Below are 20,186 nucleotides of genomic sequence, written 5' to 3'. Positions count from 1 at the left end.
TTTCCCGAAAAAACCTGAGAGATTGAGCCATCATTTTAAACTTTTCATAACTTTGCGTTTAGCCATTTTTAATTTTTGAATCCCCGAAAGATGAATTTGTTTTTCCTGCTCGATTTGGTGCTGCCTTTCTGCTTCGGCAAGAATTTCTGCCAAGTCGTCGATCCTGATATCTGGCTGGATGACTACCTGGTTGAGGAGGATTTGAAAACCTCTCACCATTCGGGCAACAGTCGCAGCCTCAAATAAGTCTGTTTTGTAGTCAAATAAGCCTTGAATTCCTTCTGAACTCTCCCAGAGAGTGAGGCTTAAGTCGTGTCTCGACATACCGACATCGAATTCCAGAATGCTCAAGGTCAAACCAGCTAACTCCAGGGGTGGCATGGGTGCATTCTGGAGTACAAACCACACTTGAAATAGCGGGTTATAGCTGAGATTTCGCTCTGTCTCCAATTCCACGACGAGCTTTTCAAAAGGGACATCGGGGTGAGCGTAAGCTGCTAACGCTACCTCGCGTGTTCGACCGAGTAGTTCGTGGAAAGTTGGATTACCTGCCGTGTCAATTCGCAGCACTAAAGTATTGACAAAAAATCCAATTAGTTCCTCTAATTCAAGGCGGTTGCGATTGGCGATTGGAGAGCCAATAGCGAGGTTATCCTGCTTTATCTGGCAGTATAGCAAGGATTGAAATACTGCGAACAATGTCATAAATAGGGTGACATCTTGTTGCTGGGCGAGCGTTTTTAGTCTTTCAGTTAAAGAAGCAGAAATCACAAAAGATTGCTGCGATCCTCGGAAACTTTGCACGGGAGAGCGCTGCTTATCTGTTGACAGCACAGCTAAACCGCCTCCCAATTGCTGTTTCCAATAAGCGAGCTGTTTTTCTAATTTCTCTCCGTGCAAATGCTGCCGCTGCCAACTAGCGAAGTCGGCATACTGCACGGGAAGTTCAGGCAGCCCAGAGGGTTTGTCAGTGGAAAAAGCTTCATAAAGTGCGGCTACTTCTCGCACCAATACCCCCATAGACCAACCATCAGAAATAATGTGGTGTATCGTCAGCAGCAACACATATTCTGCCGGACTAAGTTGCAGCAGAGTGCCCCGCAGTAAGGGCGATCGCGTTAAGTCAAAGGGACGTTGGGCTTCTTCAAGAGTACGCTGCTTAATTTCAGCTTGCTGCTCAGTTTCTGGTAAATGTTGCAAGTTTACCACCGACAAAGCGAAATCCAAGGAAGGAGAAATCAGTTGAACAGGTTCCCCGTCCACTTCTGCAAAAGCAGTCCGTAAAACTTCGTGACGCCTGACAATTGCATTGAGTGTTTGTTGCAGTGCTGACAAATTTAATTGCCCTTGCAAACGCACAGCAGTAGGAATGTTGTAGGCAGGGTTTTCGGGAGACAATCGATCGAGAAACCACAGCCGTTGCTGGGCAAAAGAAAGGGGAGCCGAATTTTGCTGCGATCGCCTGGGAATGCGCTGAGATTGCTCAGCCTGTGCTGCGTCTTTGCTTAATGCTTTGAGGAGGAGCGATCGCTTCTGGGGCGAGAGGTTTTTCAGCCGTTCTGAACGATTAGTAGACATCATGATTCACTTCCTCGCAGTAATCGCTGTTTGTGATAGTTAAGGAAAGCTTTGCTGCTATTTTTAGCTGGTCGTTTAAAACAAAGTTGATATCTGCTTCAGTGGTGAGGGGGTTGGCAAGGACGACTCGAAAAGCAACAATGGGAATGGTTTTGCCATAACAGGTGTTTTGCAAGGTTGTTCGCGAGACGAAGGTGTGACCGGCTTGCCGCTGGGCCTCCTGAAGGCGCTCGTTAAATTCATTAATGAAGTGGTTGTCTGCTTCGGTTAGTTGTTTTTTGGCTGCTTGTTCCCTGAATGTTTCTGGAATGTAGCGGTATAAAAGAATATTAATTTCTGGTTCTAGCAGCAATTCAAATGCTGGATTTTCGCGAAGTAAATTAGCCAAGTGCTGCGTTTTATGGATGCCTGAATCTATCAAAAACTCATAGCCTTGATAACCGATGATATTCAAGGCGGCTTGCAAGAACAAACTCGCACCCGATCGAGAGCCTTCGAGAGAGCGCTTGCCTAGATCGATCGAGTCTTTTCGCACCGTGTAGGGCGCGTTTTTTTCAATAACTTTGGCGGTTTGGGGATTGCGGAATAAAACCATGCCGATTCCCATTGGCAAATACATTTGTTTGTGTCCATCTATGGTGACGGAATCTGCTAGTTCAATGCCTGCCAATTTGTGCCGGTGACGTTCGGAAAAAAGCACGGGGCCGCCCCACGCGGCATCGACGTGAAAGTGAGCGTTTGCTTTTTGCGCGATCGCGGCTATTTCTGGAAGCGGATCGATACTTCCCGAATCGGTGCTGCCTGCAATACCGATAATTGCCAGAATGTGCAGATTGCGATCGCGACATTCGACTACAGTTTGGCGCAGCGCTGCCAAATCCATGCGGTGATTGGAATCGGTGGGGATTTTTAGGAGATTGCGATCGCCAATGCCTAATAAACCGGCAGCCTTTTCAAAAGAATAGTGCATCAAATTGGAGCCGATTATCACCATTCCTTTGTAGCCGTAAAACTCTAAAGCTGCGTACAAGCCTTCTTTTTCAATGCCACCAAAGTCATTTTTTGGGCCTAAAGAAGCGTTGCGAGCGCACCACAAAGCGGTGATATTAGCTAGGGTGCCACCCGTTGTCATGATACCGAGCGTGCTGTCACTTTTTTGAATGTGCTGGTTATAAAAATCCTCAGAAAAATCGTAAATTAATCGGTGCATCATTGCCAAAGTCTGGCGCTCGCAGGGGCTTAAAACTTTGGCAGTTTCCATCTTGACTAAATTTTGATTCATCGCGGTTAACAGCTTCGCGATCGGGCGCACAAAATAGGGAAGTGCGCTCGTCATGTGACCGATATATCGGGGGGAAGATGTGTGGATGGAATGAGCAACAAGGGTTTGGGTCAAATCATCGATATAATTCCCAACATCTGTAGGAAGGGCGGGAATTTTGTTTTCCTTAAACTGCTGAATAATTAACTCTAAGTCAATATCTGTACTAGCGGTTTTTGCGTACAAAAAGTCTTGAACTAGGGCAGAAATTCGCTCCTCCATTGCTTCTTCTGCCAAAAATGACTTTTCTGAGGCACTGAATAGCTCCATTAACTTTTCTTCAAGTGGGGTAACAGAGGCTTTTAATTGCTCCATTATATCTTGAGAATTTTGGGGTTTTACTGTTTGTTGAATCATCCCGAATTACTCCTGTTAAATTGCTTTTTTTCATCTCCTTTTCCCCACCGAAGCCTTAAGGGAAAAAGAGCTCTTTGTGTTTTTTCGCCACCAGACATTTACTCAGTCAGCATCACAGTTGGTGCTGACTCTCCCTCACTCTTTTCTAAAAAATCGAGCAATTTATCTATCTGGTTAGCATCGGCCTTTGCCAGAATTTCTTCCTCGATTAGTTCAGCTAAATTCTGAATGGTGGGAGCGGCAAAAAAATCGCACATCGCTAACTCTACCCCAAAGCACGATCGCACTCGCAATATTAACTGTGTTACCATCAGAGAGTGACCGCCGAGGTCAAAAAAGTTTTGGTTAGTTCCTACTTTTTCTAGCCCTAAAAGAGCAGTCCAAATCTCAGCAATTTCTTCCTCTGTGGGCGTTTGTGGCTCAGTGAAGGCTGTTTCATCAGAAACGTAATCGCACTTTTGAGATAAGGCGAGGCGGTCAATTTTTCCGTTGGGCGTTAGTGGCAACGCATCTAATAGCACAAAAGCTGAAGGCACCATGTAATCGGCCAGTTTGTGCTTCAAGAATGAACGCAGTTCGGAAATTAGTTCTGGGTGCTGATTTCTCAACCCTGAGTTAGGAACTAGGTAAGCGACTAGGCGTTGACTGCCCGGTGCATTTTCCTGAAGCAAAACAGCAGCGGTGGACACAGAAGAATGTTGAGAAAGCGCTGCCTCTATTTCTCCGAGTTCGATGCGGAAACCGCGAATTTTTACTTGGCAATCGCCACGGCCCAGAAATTCTATATTACCATCCGGCAGGTAACAACCGATATCGCCTGTTTTGAACAAAACTTTTTGATGACAATTACCGAGAAAATCTAATTTTTCTTGCCCAAACTGGTTAGAAATAAATTTTTCCGAGGTTAAGTCGGGGCGGTTTAAGTAGCCCTGTGCCAATCCATCGCCGCCGACGTAAATCTCGCCGGGAATTCCTATGGGAACGGGTTGCAAATTGCGATCGAGCAGATAAATTTGCGTGTTGGCGATCGGGCGACCGATTGGAACTTTCTCGACACAGTGAGTTGCATCGTACCACGTCACGTCCGCAGCTACTTCCGAAGAGCCATAAAGATTGATTAATACCCGCTGGGGCATCTGCTCTCGAAATTGCTGGCAAAGTTCCAGCGGCAGAGTTTCTCCGCTGCAAATCCAATACTTTAATTGAGGCAAACGCCTGTCTAAATCAGGGAAGGAATCTAAGATAGCGCGCAACAAAGAAGGAACCAGCACCAGTCTGGTTACATTTTGCTTTGATAAGGTTTGAAGGAATTGGTTAATATCTTTGACGGCTCGATCGCGAATAATGACAGTGGGCAACCCATGCAGCAAAGGAGCAAAGATTTCCCAAACCGAATCGACAAAATTTAAGGACGTTTTTTGACAGCAAATATCTGCTTCGATAAAAGGGTAGGGGTTCCAAAAACAGCGATTGACTGTGCCTCGGTGGGTGCCGAGTACGCCTTTGGGAGTACCTGTCGAGCCGGAAGTGTAGAGGACGTAAGCGAGGTTTTCGGCTGGCACTTTAACAGCGGGGTTGCGATCGCTCTCGCGGGAAATTTCCTGCCATTCGGCGTCGATACAGACGACTTTAGCGCTGTGTTCGGGGAGGGTTTCTAGGAGGTTTTTTTGAGTCAAAAGCACCGGAACTTTTGCGTCGGCCAGCATGAAGGATCGGCGTTCTTGGGGATAAGCTGGATCGAGAGGAACGTAAGCGGCACCAACTTTTAAAATGCCCAAAATGGCCACCAGCACGGACAGCGATCGCTCTAAACAAATTCCCACCAAAACTTCGGGTTTTACACCTAAAGATTGCAGGTAATGTGCGATTTGGTTGGCTTTGGCATTCAATTCTCGGTAAGTCAATTGTTCATTTTCGCAAATAGCAGCTACTGCATCTGGGGTTCGCTCTGTTTGCGCTGCAAATAATTCGTGAATTGAGGAATTTTTGGGATAATCCGCTTGGGTGTCGTTCCACTGGACAAGTAATTGCTGGCGTTCGGCGGCGCTCAATAGGGGCAATTCTGACAGTTTCCGCTCAGGATTGGCAGCCATTCCTTCCAGTAAAGTTTGCAGGTGTCCCAGCATTCGCGCTATCGCACTGTCCTCAAAGTAGCTACGATCGAAAATAATTTTCAGCGTCAATTCCGCACCGGGCATCGCCATCACCGTTAGAGGATAATTCGTTGTTTCCAAGGAGCGAATATTCTCTACTTTTAAGTTGTGAATCTTCTCCTGCAAAGAAGCATCCACAGGATAATTTTCAAAAACGACCAAACTCTCAAATAAAGGTAAACTCCGAGGAACTTCGCTCCACCCCTGCACCTCAATGAGGGGGCTGTACTCATACTGCCGCGCCTCAACTTGTTGCGCTTGGAGTTGTTTTAAGCAGGATAAAATAACATCCTGTGGGTTAATTTTTACGCGCACTGGCAGAGGATTTACAAACAGCCCCACTACCGATTCAGCACCCATTAAATCTGGGGGTCGCCCGGAGACAACCGTACCAAAAACCACATCTTCCTCGCCGCTATATCGGCTCAAAAGTAGCGCCCAAGCTGCCTGTACGAGGGTATTTAATGTTAGCTGATGCTGGCGCGCTAAGGATTGCAGTGTGGCCGTGGCTGTTGCAGAAAATATCACCTGCTGTTCGCCACTACTTTCTAAACGGTTTCCCGCGACAATATTGCATCGGGCGATCGCAGTTGGAGCTGCAAAACCTTTGAGAGTTTGCCGCCAAAATGACTCAGCCGCAGATAAATCTTGCTGGTGCAGCCACGCGATGTAATCCCGATAAGGGCGAGGGCGTTTGAGGTGCAGTTCCTCGCCCTGGGAGAATGCTTGATAAAATGCAAAAACTTCCTCAAGAACGATCGCCAGCGACCACCCATCTAAAATTAAGTGGTGGTGGCTCAAAATAAACTGAAAAGTATCTGTTTCTAACTGCGCCAGTGCAATGCGAATTAAGGGAGCTGATGTCAAGTCAAAGCCCTGAGATTGATCGGCTTTTAGGAACGTTTCTAGCTGCTGTTGTTGTTCGGAGACCGAGAGCGATCGCCAGTCCATCTGCTGCCAAGATAATGCAGCCTGCTTACGCACCGCTTGCACGGGTTCTTTCAAATTTTTCCACACGAAACAAGTCCGCAAAATGGGATGTCGCTCTACAAGTTTTTGCCAACTATTTCTAAACGCAGAAACATTTAGATCGCCGCGCAAAACGCACAGCAGTTGCCCGAAATATACGCCCGATTCTGGCTGGTAAAGCGAATGAAAGAGAATACCCTGCTGCGCTGGAGAGAGGGGATAAAAATCTTCGATATTGCCATTGATCATATTAAAGCTCTCCCAAAATTGCGGTAATGTTGTCTAAATCGTCCTGGCCCCACTGGCTCCACTTAAACTCTGCAAAGTCAGAAAAAGTGCAGCCGCCTGCGTCGGGGGACTGACAGTATTTAATTAGCGATCGCAGCGATTCTATAAAGCCCGTTGCCAAATTTTCAATGCTTTCTCGTCGGTGAATATTTTCGCTGTACGTCCAATCTAATTGCAGCTTGCCGCTGGCAATAAATCCGTTAATTTCCAGCAGGTAACGCCGATTTCCGCGCGGGCTGCGAAGGGGGCCGCTAGGCTCGGAGGACAGCATGAATAAAGAAGACTTCGGCAGCACTTGGTCAAACTGTCCGAGATAATTAAAGCTTACCTCAGTTTGCGGCAAGTTGTGCAAATTTTTAGCAATTTCTGGATTTAAATATTCTAGAACACCGCAGCCAATACCGCGATTTGGCACGGCGCGTAACTGCTCTTTCACTGATTTGAGAGTAGCCCCTAGATCGGAAGGATTTTTTAAATTTAACAGAACAGGAAAAACTGCTGTAAACCAGCCGATTGTGCGCGACAAATCTACTCCTTCAAATATATCTTCGCGCCCGTGACCTTCTAAGTCAAGTAAAAGTGAGTTATTGCCTGTCCAGCGTGCAAATGCTTGACCTAAAGCAGTTAGCAATACATCGTTAATTTGAGTGCGGTAAACGGCAGGTACTTCTTGTAAGAGCAGTTTTGTTTCTTCAACACTCAAAGCAACGGATACTGTCTTTTCAGATGCAACTAAATTAGCTGCTGTGGGGAAATCTATTGGCAAGCTAGAAGTTGGTTGATGAGAAAGGGCGAACCAGTAATCGAACTCTCCCTGCAATTCTGGCGATCGCGCCCACTCATGCAAGCGTTCTGCCCACTGCTTAAATGAGGTTGTTTTGGGCGGCAGCGCGACTGTTTCGCCGCGGCTAATCTGCCCATAAGCTGTCTGGAAATCCTCAATTAAAATTCGCCAAGAAACAGCATCAACCGCTAAGTGATGAATGGCCAATAACAAGCGATTTGGCTGATGTTGACCCAAGTCAAATAGGGCAGCGCGAAGTAATGGCCCCTCGGATAAATTTAAACTAATTTGCAACTGATTGGCGGCGGTTTGGAAAGCGGCTTCTCGCTTTTCTGAAGGTAGCGATGACAAATCAATGCAGGTAAAGGTCGCAACTTCGTCGGGATTGGCGAGATCCTGCTGCCAGCCAGATTCTCCTCGCACAAAACGCAGGCGCAGCGCGTCGTGGTGCTTCAGCAATTCCTGTAAAACTGACTCAATTAATGCAGGTTCGAGAGGTTGCCGCAACTCTAAAAGCACCGCCTGATTCCAGTGATGCGGATCGGAGAGATTTTGCTCGAAAAACCAGTGCTGAATCGGTGTCAGCGGAACTTCGCCAATGATTAATCCCTGTTCCGATTGTTTGGTTCCAGTTGTATTGGCGACGGCTGCTAACTGTGCAATGGTTTGGTGTTGAAACAGTTGTTTTGGTGTAAGTTGCAACCCCGCTCGATTGGCTTTAGAAATGACTTGAATACTGAGGATAGAATCGCCGCCCAATTCAAAGAAATTGTCGTCAATTCCCACTTGTTCTAACCCCAATACTTGCGCCCAAATTTCTGCCAAATTTTTCTCAATACCCGTGCTTGGGGCGGCGAATGCCTCTTCGAGTTCTGGCCGATCGCGATCCGGTGCGGGAAGGGCTTTGCGATCGACTTTGCCGTTGGGAGTTAGTGGCAGCGCCTCCAGTGTCACAAAAGCAGCAGGTATCATGTATTCCGGCAATTTTCCTTTCAGAAAGCAGCGTAGTTCGTGAATCAGTATAGAATGCTTATTTTGTGCTGCTGAATTAGCAATTATATAAGCTATCAATCGCTTATCTCCTGGTACATCTTCTCGCACTATAACTACAGCCTGCAACACATCGGAATGCTGTCCTAGTGCTGCTTCAATTTCTCCTAATTCGATGCGAAAACCACGCACTTTTACTTGGTGATCAATTCGTCCCAAGTATTGAATGTCGCCATTCGGTAGGTAGCGAGCTAAGTCTCCCGATTTGTACAACTGCGCTTTCAAACTGTCATTAAAGGGATTGGAAATAAACCGCTGGGCCGTTAATTCTGGCTGATTGAGATAGCCCCGCGCGACCCCAGCGCCACCAACGTAAATTTCCCCAGGAATGCCGATCGGAACGGGTTGACAGTTGCGATCGAGCAGGTAAACTTGCAAGTCAGGAATTGGACGGCCAATAAGGCTGGCATTTTTACTTAAATTAGCGACAGTCAGCGGCTGATAGGTGACGTGGACTGTGGTTTCTGTAATGCCATACATATTGACAAGTTGGGGATGTCGATCGCCGTGCCGATCGAACCAAGGTTTTAAGCTTTGCAAGTCTAAAGCTTCCCCGCCAAAAATTACTAAGCGCAGGCTTAAATCTTCGCCAATTCCAACAGATTTATCTGTCTCGATCAACTGGTAAAATGCAGAAGGAGTTTGGTTGAGAACTGTTACCTTTTCTTTGCATAGCAAGTTGTAAAATTCTTGGGGCGATCGGCTGACTGAATAAGGCACGATCGCGAGTCGCCCGCCGTATAGCAAAGCGCCCCAAATTTCCCAGACTGAGAAATCAAAGGCATAAGAGTGAAACAGCGTCCACACATCTTGCTCGTTGAAGTTGTACCACGACTGGGTAGCAGCAAACAGGCGGACGACGTTTGAGTGAGAAACTAAAACGCCTTTGGGGATGCCAGTTGAGCCAGAAGTGTAGATAATATAGGCGAGATTTTCGGCAGTGGTGGCGCTGGCGGGATTTTCTTTGCTGTGTTGGGAGAAAGCACTTTGATCGGCATCGAGACAAACGATTTTGGCGCTGAATTTAGGCAGATTTGGCAACAAATTTTTCTCACTCAGCAGCACATTTACCTGTGCGTCTTCGAGTATAAAAGCAAGGCGATCGCGAGGGTTGGCTGGATCGAGCGGAACGTAAGCGCCCCCGGCTTTGAGAATGCCGAGAATGCCGACAATTGTATCAAGCGATCGCTCGACACAAATCCCTACCAAAACTTCTGGTTTTACGCCGAGTTTTTGCAGGTAGTGCGCGACTTGATTCGCTCGTTCATTCAGCTCGCGGTAGGTGAGTTTTTCGTCTTCAAATACAACTGCAATGGCATCGGGAGTTCGCTCGACCTGCGCTTCAAATAATTGATGAATGCAGCGATCGCTCGAATAATCGACGCGGGTGTCATTCCACTCTACCAACAACTGATGCCGCTCTTTTTCCCCCAGCAACGGCAACTCTTCAATCCGCCGATCTGGGTTGGCAGCTATGCCCTCCAGCAACGTGAGAAAATGCCCCGCCATCCGATTGATTGTGGCTGCATCAAATAAATCTGTGCTGTATTCAAACTGACCGCTAATTTCTTCCTGCTGTTCTTCTAAATGCAGCGTTAAGTCAACTTTTGCTGTCTGATTGTCAACATCTAAAAGAGTGAGATTGAGTCCGGCAATTGATTCAGCAGCAACGGGCGCACTTTGCAAAACAAAAGCTACTTGAAACAGCGGATTGTAGCTCAAATTTCGCTCTGGTTGCAACTCTTCAACCAATTTCTCAAACGGCAAATCCTGGTGAGCGTAAGCTTCTAAACTCACATCCCGAATGCGATCGAGCAACTGCCGAAAAGTGCGATCGCCTGACAAATCAGTTCGCAATACCAAAGTATTGACAAAAAACCCGATTAGCCCTTGAATTTCCGCTCTGTTGCGGTTGGCGATAGGAGAGCCAACGGGGATATCTGCCTGTCCTGTATAGCGATAGAGCAACGTTTTAAAGGCTGCTAGCAGCGTCATAAACAGGGTGGCATTTTCCTGGCGGCTGAGCTTTTTGAGGGCTGACCTTAGCGTTCTGGGGATAAGGAATGATTCTTTCGCACCCCGATAGGTTTGCACCGGGGGACGGGGGCGATCGGCTGGCAATTCCAGCAAGGGGGGAAGGCCACTAAGCTGCTTTTTCCAGTAGTTAAGTTGAGTTTGCAGGCGATCGCCCGCAAGCCATTCCCGCTGCCAAATAGCAAAATCGGCGTACTGGATGGAAAGTTCGGGAAGCGGGGATGGTTTGCCAATCGAAAACGCTTCGTAAAGTGCTGCTAATTCTTGCAGAAAGACTCCGATTGACCAGCCATCAAAAACAATGTGGTGTAGCGTCAGCAGCAAGACATATTCCTCAACATCTAACTGTAGCAAACTCGCTCGCAACAGCGGCCCTTTGGTTAGGTCAAAAGGTTTGCTAGCTTCTTCTGCAGCCAGTTGTTTTACTTTTTCTTCTCGCTGAGTTTCCGCCAATTGTTGCAGGTCTAAAACTTGCAGCCCGAAATTAAATTTCTGACCAACCACCTGCACGGGTTGACCGTCTACAGTGGCAAATGTCGTCCGCAAAGCTTCGTGACGGCGCACAATTTCCTGGAAACTTAGCTCTAGCACTACTACATTTAGCCTGCCTTTTAGTAACACAGCCGCCGGAAGGTTGTAAAAAGGGTTTCCCGGTTCAAATTGGTCAATAAACCACAGTCTTTGCTGGGCAAAAGAGGTGGGAAATGCAAATACTTCTTCTTCGGAACCATTCGCCGAGTCGCGAGTATCTGTTGGAAGTTTTTCGGAAAAATGCACCGTCATTGGATTAGTAACTGGTAATTGGTAATTGGAATTGCCGCCGATATTTGGGGATTGGTTATGAGGTAATATCTTGGGCGGGGCGGGTTTACGAGATTTATCGTTTTTAGTAAAGATATTGGCGAACCCGCCCCTACAGGAATAACGGTCAATCGAACAGACATGATATTATTGGCTGCTAACTCATGACTCATCACTGATTTGTGCTTAGCGCAAAGATGACAGTTTCATGCGGTACGCCGATCGCGAAACAGGCGCGATCGCGGGTTCTTCAACGGCCGCATTTTTGTTCTTGGCATCATTAATCTTTTCTGCAAGTACAGCGAGCGATCGTCCTGCAAAAATATCGCACAAAGGCAATTCTATCTGACAAGATTCTCGGATTTTTGCTGTTAATTGAATTGCCAGCAGCGAATTTCCTCCTAGTTCAAAAAAGTTATCGGTAATGCTTAAATCTTCGATGCCGAGAACCTCACAGCAAATTCTCGCTAACATTGCCTCAATAGGGGTGCGCGGTGCGACAAAAATCTTTGCTTCGGGAATTGCGGCATCCGGTTCGGGCAGAGCCTTGCGGTTAACTTTGCCGTTCGCCGAAAGTGGCAGCGCGTCCAGAATTATCAATGCAGACGGCACCATATAATCGGGCAGTTTTTCTCTCAGGAATTGGCGCAATTCTTCAGTCGCAAGGACAGCATTTTGTTGGGGAACAATATACCCTACTAAGCGCTTTTGACTGTGATTTTCTCCGAATGCGGTGACAATGGATGCCTTGACTGCTGGGTGCTCGTTCAAAGCAGCTTCAATTTCTCCTGCTTCGATGCGGAATCCTCGAATTTTAAGGCGGAAATCTTCTCGTCCTAAAAATTCGATGTTGCCGTCAGGGAGGAAGCGCCCTAAATCTCCCGTTCGGTACAAGCGATCGCCCGTGACGGGGTGCGTGACGCAACTGGCGCGAGTTTTTTCTTCATTCCGCCAGTATCCTTTTGTCAGTCCAACTCCCGCACAGCACATCTCGCCGGCAACCCAGACGGGACAGTCTTCGAGCCTTTCATTCAAAATGTAATAGCGTGTATTGGCGATCGGCGATCCGTAGGGAATGCTTTTCCAAGAAGAATCAACAGTTTCTACCGGATACCAAATATTCCAAAGGGTAGTTTCCGTTGGCCCGCCGACACTGACAACGCGACATTCACGGACGATCGCCCTTAACCTCTCAGGGAGCGTTATCGGTATCCAGTCACCGCCGAGAAACGCCCAGCGCAAGCACTCTGGCAACACCTCAGAACGTCCAGCAGCGTAGTCGAGCAGCATTTCCATCATCGGCGGAACCGAGTTCCAAATGGTGACGCGCTCTTTTACCATCAATTCGTTCCAGTGAGCGGGGTCTAGCCGTTGTGTGGCATCGGGAATGACGATCGCACCCCCGGCTGCTAGGATGCCGAAAATATCGTAAACGGACATATCGTGGTGCAGTGCGGTGACTGCGATCGCGCGATCGCAGTCAGCCACATTAAACACTTGATTGGTCTGAGCGATCGCATTGACTGCACCTCGGTGCGCGATCGCCACGCCTTTCGGCAAGCCAGTTGAGCCGGAAGTGTAAATGACATACGCCAAATCTTCCGGTTCCTGTACTGATTCCAAAGCTTCGCAGCTTTCTGTTGCTAATTCCTCAGTATCAAGACAAATTCGCCGCACATTGTTCGGCCATTCCAAGCGTTGATTTAACTGAGATTGCGTCAAAACAATCTCAACTTCGCCATTTTCCAGCAAATACCACAGCCGCTCTTTTGGCAGCGCCGCATCTACGGGCAAATAAGCTGCCCCGGATGCGAGAATGCCCAGCACAGCGACGATTTGCTCCCATCCTTTTTCCATAACCACGGCAACCAATTGGTTGGGGCGAGTTCCCAGCTTCCGCAAGCAATGACCGACTTGATTCGCTCGCAGATAGAGTTCCTCGTAGGTGAGGATGCGATCGCGCGTAATGACGGCTGGTTCGTGCGATCGCGACGCGACTTTCTCAGCAAACAATTCATGCAGCAATACATCGGGAATGGGTGCCTCAATGCTATTAGTAAAGGCTTGCTGAAACTGCACCGTTTTCTGCCAAGTTTCCTCTTCATTGGCGAGGCTTTGCAATAGGCTGCAATAGGCGTCAAACATATCGTCAATCATCCCTGGCGGGAAAAGTTCTTCCACCGCATCCCAGCTAAAAGAAAGCCCGTCAGTAGTTTCGGTAAATTGCGCGTCTATCCAAACTTGCGGCGTTTGACCGATAATGTGAACCAGTTCTCCCAATTCTTGAATGAGAGAGAAGATAGAGGAATCTTCCCCAGGCGCGTTTTGCGGATCGATCGTAAACACGATCGGCATCAGCGCTGCAGTTGTACCTTGCGCTTGGGCGAGTTCTCGTAAAACCCGCACGCCGCTGACATATTGGTGTTCTAAATCTTGCCAAAGTTGTTCTTGTAATCGCTTGGCTCGTACTTCAAAACTTTCTTGCTTTGAGTTATCTATTTCTAGCAGAGTAAATGACGCAAATTCTCCGATAATTTCCTCAACTTGAGAATGCAAAGGCAACCGATTAAAGCGCGGCACGTTGAGGGTAAACCGAGGCGTTTTGCTCCACAGAGACAGAACCTCCGCATAGGCGGCCAGCAATAAGCCCGTAGGAGTGAGGCTGGCGCGAGCTGTGCGCGTTTTGAGTCGCTGCCAAGTTGAGAAATCTAAGCGATCGCTCCAGCGTTTAAATCGCGGCTGCGTTAAGGAATTCGGGTGTTTGGCGAGGGGCAATTCCGGCGCTGGTGGCAGGGTTTTGAGGCGAGTTCGCCAGTAATCTAAGGATTGCTGGTAAAATGGGGAGTTTTCTAAGGCGATTGCAGCTAACACGCAGTCGCGAAAAGACAGTTGCAAGGGCGCGATCGCAGTATGGGGATTTCGGTAAAACTTGACCAAATCTCCAAACAAAATTTGAAAACTCCAGCCGTCTATGCACAAGGCGTCAATGCTGATGTGGAGGCGGATGCGGCGTTTATTAATTTTGGAAGCGCAAATCTCGAACAGCGGCCAGCGATCGAGCGGCAGCACTTGGTGGGAAAGGCGATCGCGGATTGCTTCGAGTTGTTCGCCGGCAACTTTTGAATCGAGCGATCGCAAATCCAAAACCTCAATTTTATAAGCGGGTACGTTTTCCAGAATTTGCTGCTGTCCATTCGGAAGTACGATCGCCCGCAGCATATCGTGACGCTCTACAACTCGCTGCCACGCGAGGCTAAACCGCTCTAAATCTAACTCGTCGCTCTCAATTTCTACATAGCCGTGAATGGCAACATTGCCCATTTCAAAGAAGCTATTTCGGCCGATCCAGTACGCCTGCTGCATTTCATTGAGCGGAAATGGTTTGTAGCGATTTTGAGGATCGGGGGCGATCGCGGGCAGTGAAATCAGGGGTTCGGGCGACTGCTGGCTCTTAGCTTGTGCGATCGCAACTGCCAAACTGGCGACAGTAGGGGATTGAAACAGACAGCGCAACGATAGCTCGACTTGAAAGCGATCGCGCACCTTGGCAATCAGTTGAGTTGCCAGCAAAGAGTGACCTCCCAACTCGAAGAAATTGTCATTAATTTCCACTTGTTTTAAGCCGAGAACCTCAGCCCAAATATCAGCTAATACTTGTTCTTCTAAAGTCTCAGGAGCGATAAAATCGGCGTCTGACTTGTTGGTTTCCGGTGCGGGAAAAGCCTTAAAATCTACCTTACCGTTTGGCGTTAATGGCATCGCTTCTAAAAACATGAAACTGGCAGGCACCATATAATCTGGGAGTTGTTCCCGGAGAAAAGAACGCAGATTTTTAATCAGTGCAGAGTTCCCAATGCTGAGTGATGAGTTTAAAACTAGGTAGGCGATTAAGCGCTTTTGGCCTGAATCTTCCTCGCGCGCGAGAATTACTGCTTCTTGCACGTCTGGATGTTGGCTGAGTGTGGATTCGATTTCTCCCAACTCTATGCGAAAACCGCGAATTTTTACTTGGCGATCTGTGCGATCGAGAAATTCTAAATTCCCGTCGGGGAGATAGCGGACTAAATCGCCTGTTTTGTAAAGGCGATCGCCTTGCACGTTGCTAAAAGGATCGGGAATAAATTTTTCTCGATTCAGATCCGAACGGTTGATATATCCTCTGGAAACGCCCGCACCTCCGATATAAAGTTCGCCGGGTACTCCGATGGGAACGGGTTGCAAGTTAGCATCGAGTACATAGGTGCGGGCATTTGGAATTGGACGACCAATCGGCAAGGTTTTTGGGGAGTTTTTAACCGCAGAGGGCGCAGAGGGCGCAGAGGGGAGAGAAGAAGAGGAGGAAGTGGGGAGAGTGTCGCACCACGTGGCGACAATGGTTGTTTCTGTGGGGCCGTAAGTATTGACAAGTCGTACTTTTTCTGAAACGCATTTTTGCCACTGATTCAGGGATGCTGAAAGTGCAGTTTCTCCGCCAATAATTGTCAAGCGCACTGATGGTGGAAATTCTGCTTTTTCGGTGCTGAGTCTGGCCGTTAATTCGCGCCAGTAAGCTGTCGGTAAATCTAAGACGGTGATTTGCCATTCCCGGCATTTTTGCAGGAAGGAAGAAATGCTGTCTAACATGGAATTTCCGCGCAGTACCAAAGTTGCGCCTCGCGTTAAACAGGGATAGATTTCTTCGGCGCTGGCGTCGAAGCTGAGGGAAGCAAATTGGAGAATGCGATCGCCTGGTTCGATGCCATATTCGACACTTGCAGCCTGCGTATAATTCGCCAAAGATTGATGCTGCACCATCACTCCTTTTGGCTTGCCGGTAGACCCGGATGTATAGATAATATAAGCTAGGTTTTCTGGCAAAACGGCGCTCTCAGGATTTGACTTGTTTTGTTGGGCGATCGTCTGCCAGTCTGCATCCAAGCAAATCACAGAAATATTATTTTGGGTTGGCGTTTCTGCTTTTAATTCTGCTTGCGTCAGCAATACGCTAACTCCAGCGTCTTCTAACATGAAGTCGAGGCGTTCTTTAGCATAGATGGGGTCGAGGGGCAAATAAGCGCCGCCTGCTTTTAATATGCCTAAAATTCCGACGATCGCATCGAGCGATCGCGCCATATAAACGCCTACTATCCCATCTGGTTTTACGCCGAAAGAGTGCAAATAATGGGCAAGTTGATTTGCGCGATCGTTCAGTTCTCGGTAGGTCAAACTTTGGCATTCAAATTGCACCGCAACAGCATCAGGTGTTTTCGCAGCCTGCGCTTCAAACAAACGGTGAACGCACTCATTTGGGGGATAATTTACCCCAGTATTATTCCACTCAAATAGAAGTTGTTGGCATTCTGTTTCTGCAAGCAGGGGCAAATCTGATAGACGCGCGGAGGGATTCGCAACGATGCCTTCTAATAAGTTCTGAAAGTGTCCTGCCATTCGCGCGATCGTAGCCGATTCAAATAAGTCTAAGCTATATTCAAACCACCCTCTAATACCTGTTGCTGTGGCTTCTAATTCCAGGGTTAAATCGAAATTTGCTGTCCCGCTGTGAATCTGTTGGCAGTTCAGGCTTAAACCCGGCAATTCTAAGGCGAATTCCGAGGCATTTTGAAAGGCAAACATCACCTGGAATAAAGGCGAGTGACTTAAATCTCGATTCGGCTGCAATTCTTCTACGAGCTTTTCAAATGGCAATTCTTGGTGTGCATAAGCGCCTAACGCAACCTCTCGCACTCGACTCAGCAACTCTAGAAAAGTGGGATTTCCGGTTAAGTCAGATCGCAGGACTAAAGTATTGACAAAAAATCCAATTAATGATTCGGTTTTGCTGCTATTGCGGCTGGCAATTGGTGAACCGACGAGGATATCTTCTTGCCCCGTGTAGCGGTAAAGCAGTGTTTTGAATGCTGCCAGCAATGTCATAAATGGAGTAGTTTTTTCGCGGCGACTCAATTGCGTAATTGCCTCGGTTAAGTGCTCTGGCAATTCAAATAATTGCCGACCTCCCTTGTAACTTTGAACAGCGGGACGAGAAAAGTCTGTTGGTAAATTTAGAACCGCTGCGCTGCCACTTAACTGCTGCTTCCAGTAAGTAAGTTGAGCTTCTAATATTTCTCCCTGCATTTGTTGGCGCTGCCAAGTTGCAAAGTCTGCATACTGAATTGGTAGCGGTGGAATCGTGGCTAAATTCTTATTAGATAATCCTTCATAAAATGCCGCTAGCTCCCGTAAAAATACGCCCAAAGACCACCCATCAAAAATGATATGGTGGGCGGATAAAAGCAGGGTATGTTCTGTTTCAGATAGGCGCAAAAGTTTGGCACGGAGCAGATGTGGTTGAGTTAAATCAAAGGGCAATTTTGCTGCTTCCGCAGACAGTTTTTGCGCTGCTTTATCGCGTTCCTCCGGGGAGCGGTCGCTCAAATCTATCAGCGGTAATGGGAAAACTTTCGCCTCAAAAATAACTTGTATCTGTTCTTTTTCTCCACCAGCAAACGCAGTTCTTAAAATCTCGTGTCGCTCGATAATTTTCTCAATACTTTGCCGGAGTGCTTCTGCATTAAGTTGCCCCGTCACCCGAACCGCACCGCAGAGATTGTAGAAGGGGTTTCCCGGTTCCAATTGGTCGAAGAACCACAAGCGTTCTTGGGCAAAAGACAGGGGAAGATGGCGCGAGCGAGAAACAGGTTCAATGACGGCTGCTTTGGTATTTCCTGTTAGTTGCTCTAAAATTTGCACTGCCAGTCGAGCAATGCTCCTATCCTCAAACAAATCGGCAACCGATACAGTAACGCCCAAGTCACTCTCTATTTGATTTTTTAACTCAAAAATTCTTAAAGAATCTAGTCCAAAGCTACTGAGTGGTTGATCGATTTCAGTCGGCTTTAGCCGACTTTGGCTATTAGCTGGGGAATGAATTCCCCGGCGGTTTACCTGCTGCCAAAGGTAAGCCTCAAGAAGCGACTGCCGTTCTTCTAACTCTGCTTTCAGCAGAATCTCTCGCGTGAGCTGATTGTCGATTTCCACCGAATCAGCTAACTCTAAAACGCTACTGGCGACAACTTCCAAATTGTCAGCTAGAAAGTCAGCATAGGCGGCGCGACGTTGAATTTTACCGCTGGTCGTTTTCGGAATGCTTCCGGGCTTAATCAGCACTACTCCATAAACTTGGACTTCATATTCTTGAGCAATGCGGGATCGGATGGCGCTGATAATTTCCTCGGCATTATCCGGCGCTTTGCGAGATTGTAATTCTGGCACGATAACGAGCTGTTCTTCGCCTGCGACTTCCACCGAGAATGCCGCGATCGCCCCTTGCCGCAAACTGGGATGGCTGCGCTCTGCCGTTCTTTCTATATCTTGTGGGTAAAGGTTGCGACCTCGGATGATAATCAAATCTTTGAGTCGCCCTGTAATAAACAGTTCTCGATCGCGTAAAAAGCCTAAATCTCCTGTTCGGAAAAATGGCCCTTCGCTGGTATCTGAAAGATATGCTTGAAAAGTTTTTTCTGTTTCTTCTGGGCGATTCCAATAGCCTCGCGCAACTGTTTCGCCAGCTACCCAAATTTCTCCGACTTCCTGCGGCTGACATTGCGTCAGAGATTCGGGATTGACGATCGCAACTTTAGTGCCAAATTCAGGGAAACCGCAGCCGACTAAAGTTCTCGCGCCCCCCTCGCCTTCGACAATTTCTACAATGTGATTATTTTCCAGCGCCCCAGCGTCAACAGCTAAGAAAGTCGGTGTTGCGCCGCTGCGAACCGTGGCAATTTTTAGCGTGGTTTCTGCCATTCCGTAAGCAGGACAAAAGGCATCCGCCTGAAAACCGCAGGGCTCAAAAGCTTTGGTAAATCGTTCTAGGGTTTCTTTGTGGATGGGTTCTGCGCCGTTATAGGCCACGCGCCAACTACTCAAATCGAGCATTTTTTGGCCATCGCCCAACATTTTGCTGATTTTGCTAGCACACAAGTCGTAAGCAAAATTTGGCCCACCGCTGTGGGTAGCTTTGTAGCGCGAAATCGCTTCCAACCAGCACATCGGGTTCTGAATAAACGCGGCTGGCGGCATGAAGTAAGAGGGAATTCCCAGATACAAAGGTTTGAGCAATCCGTCAATTAACCCCATGTCGTGAAAGGGGGGAAGCCACGTTACCGCAACGCTTTCGGAATCGTGGTCAAAGCCTCGATGAATATATTCGATGTTGTACAAAACGTTTGCATGGCTCACCATTACGCCTTTGGGGGTGGAGGTTGAGCCGGAAGTGTACTGAAGATAAGCCACGGAGTCGGGATCGATGGGTGGCTGCTGCCACTTTTCGCCGTCATCGGAAAGCGCCTCTGCACTCAGCCAGTGCAGCCTTTTGAGTTGCGGCGCTCGATCGCATAGCTGCTCTAAATTTTCCAAGTGTCGCGCCGGGGCGATCGCAATTGTTGCTCCTGCATCTAGGGCGATCGCACTAATTTTTGCTAAATTCCGTTTCAGCTTCGGCGGATAGAGGGGAACCGCGATCACTTTGGCGTACAAGCATCCAAAAAAGGCGGCGAGATAGTCCAATCCTGGCGGCAAAAGCAGTAAGGCTCGTTCGCCACTGAGCCCCAATGTCTGAAGTCGCACGGCGTGCGATCGGGCGATCGCATCTAACTCTCGATAAGTCAAACTGGCGGTTTCAGTTTTTCCGTCTAACAGAAATGTATATTTCTGCTCTGGTTGGTGTAACGCTCTATTTTGTAGGAGTTCTACTAAATTTGTACAACTTTCGGTGAGTTGGTTTCCCTTAATGCTTGCGTGACTCATCGATTCTTTTTACCTAATAAATCTTGTTTGCAGTACGCCAACCAGTTCCGCCAAATTCTTTCCACAT

The 20,186-nt window shown here is 47.8% G+C and carries 5 protein-coding genes; all 5 read right to left on the bottom strand.

Features of this window, described 5'->3' with window-relative positions; all coding sequences use genetic code 11:
* Positions 1 to 30: 30 nt before the first annotated feature.
* Positions 31 to 1,581: a condensation domain-containing protein gene (locus QUA36_RS05735; protein ID WP_333456061.1), complete on the bottom strand. Its 1,551-nt coding sequence runs from the start codon at positions 1,579 to 1,581 to the stop codon at positions 31 to 33.
* Entirely contained in the window at positions 1,568 to 3,256 is a 1,689-nt protein-coding gene (panP, locus tag QUA36_RS05730; protein WP_333456060.1) for a pyridoxal-dependent aspartate 1-decarboxylase PanP, read from the bottom strand. Before panP ends, QUA36_RS05735 begins: the two co-directional genes overlap by 14 nt.
* Before the next feature lie 98 nt (positions 3,257 to 3,354).
* On the bottom strand, positions 3,355 to 6,627 hold the full coding sequence (locus QUA36_RS05725; RefSeq protein ID WP_333456058.1) for an amino acid adenylation domain-containing protein: 3,273 nt from the start codon (positions 6,625 to 6,627) through the stop codon (positions 3,355 to 3,357).
* Between the two features lies 1 nt (position 6,628).
* Complete coding sequence (locus QUA36_RS05720) at positions 6,629 to 11,317, bottom strand: amino acid adenylation domain-containing protein (protein WP_333456056.1); 4,689 nt, start codon at positions 11,315 to 11,317, stop codon at positions 6,629 to 6,631.
* Positions 11,318 to 11,521: 204 nt separating this feature from the next.
* Positions 11,522 to 20,119: an amino acid adenylation domain-containing protein gene (locus QUA36_RS05715; protein WP_333456054.1), complete on the bottom strand. Its 8,598-nt coding sequence runs from the start codon at positions 20,117 to 20,119 to the stop codon at positions 11,522 to 11,524.
* Positions 20,120 to 20,186: the final 67 nt, after the last annotated feature.

The sequence above is a fragment of the Microcoleus sp. Pol10D4 genome, assembly GCF_036701555.1.
Classification (GTDB): domain Bacteria; phylum Cyanobacteriota; class Cyanobacteriia; order Cyanobacteriales; family Microcoleaceae; genus Microcoleus.
Note: the sequence above shows the minus strand (reverse complement) of the source record. Positions and strands in the feature narration are given on the sequence as shown.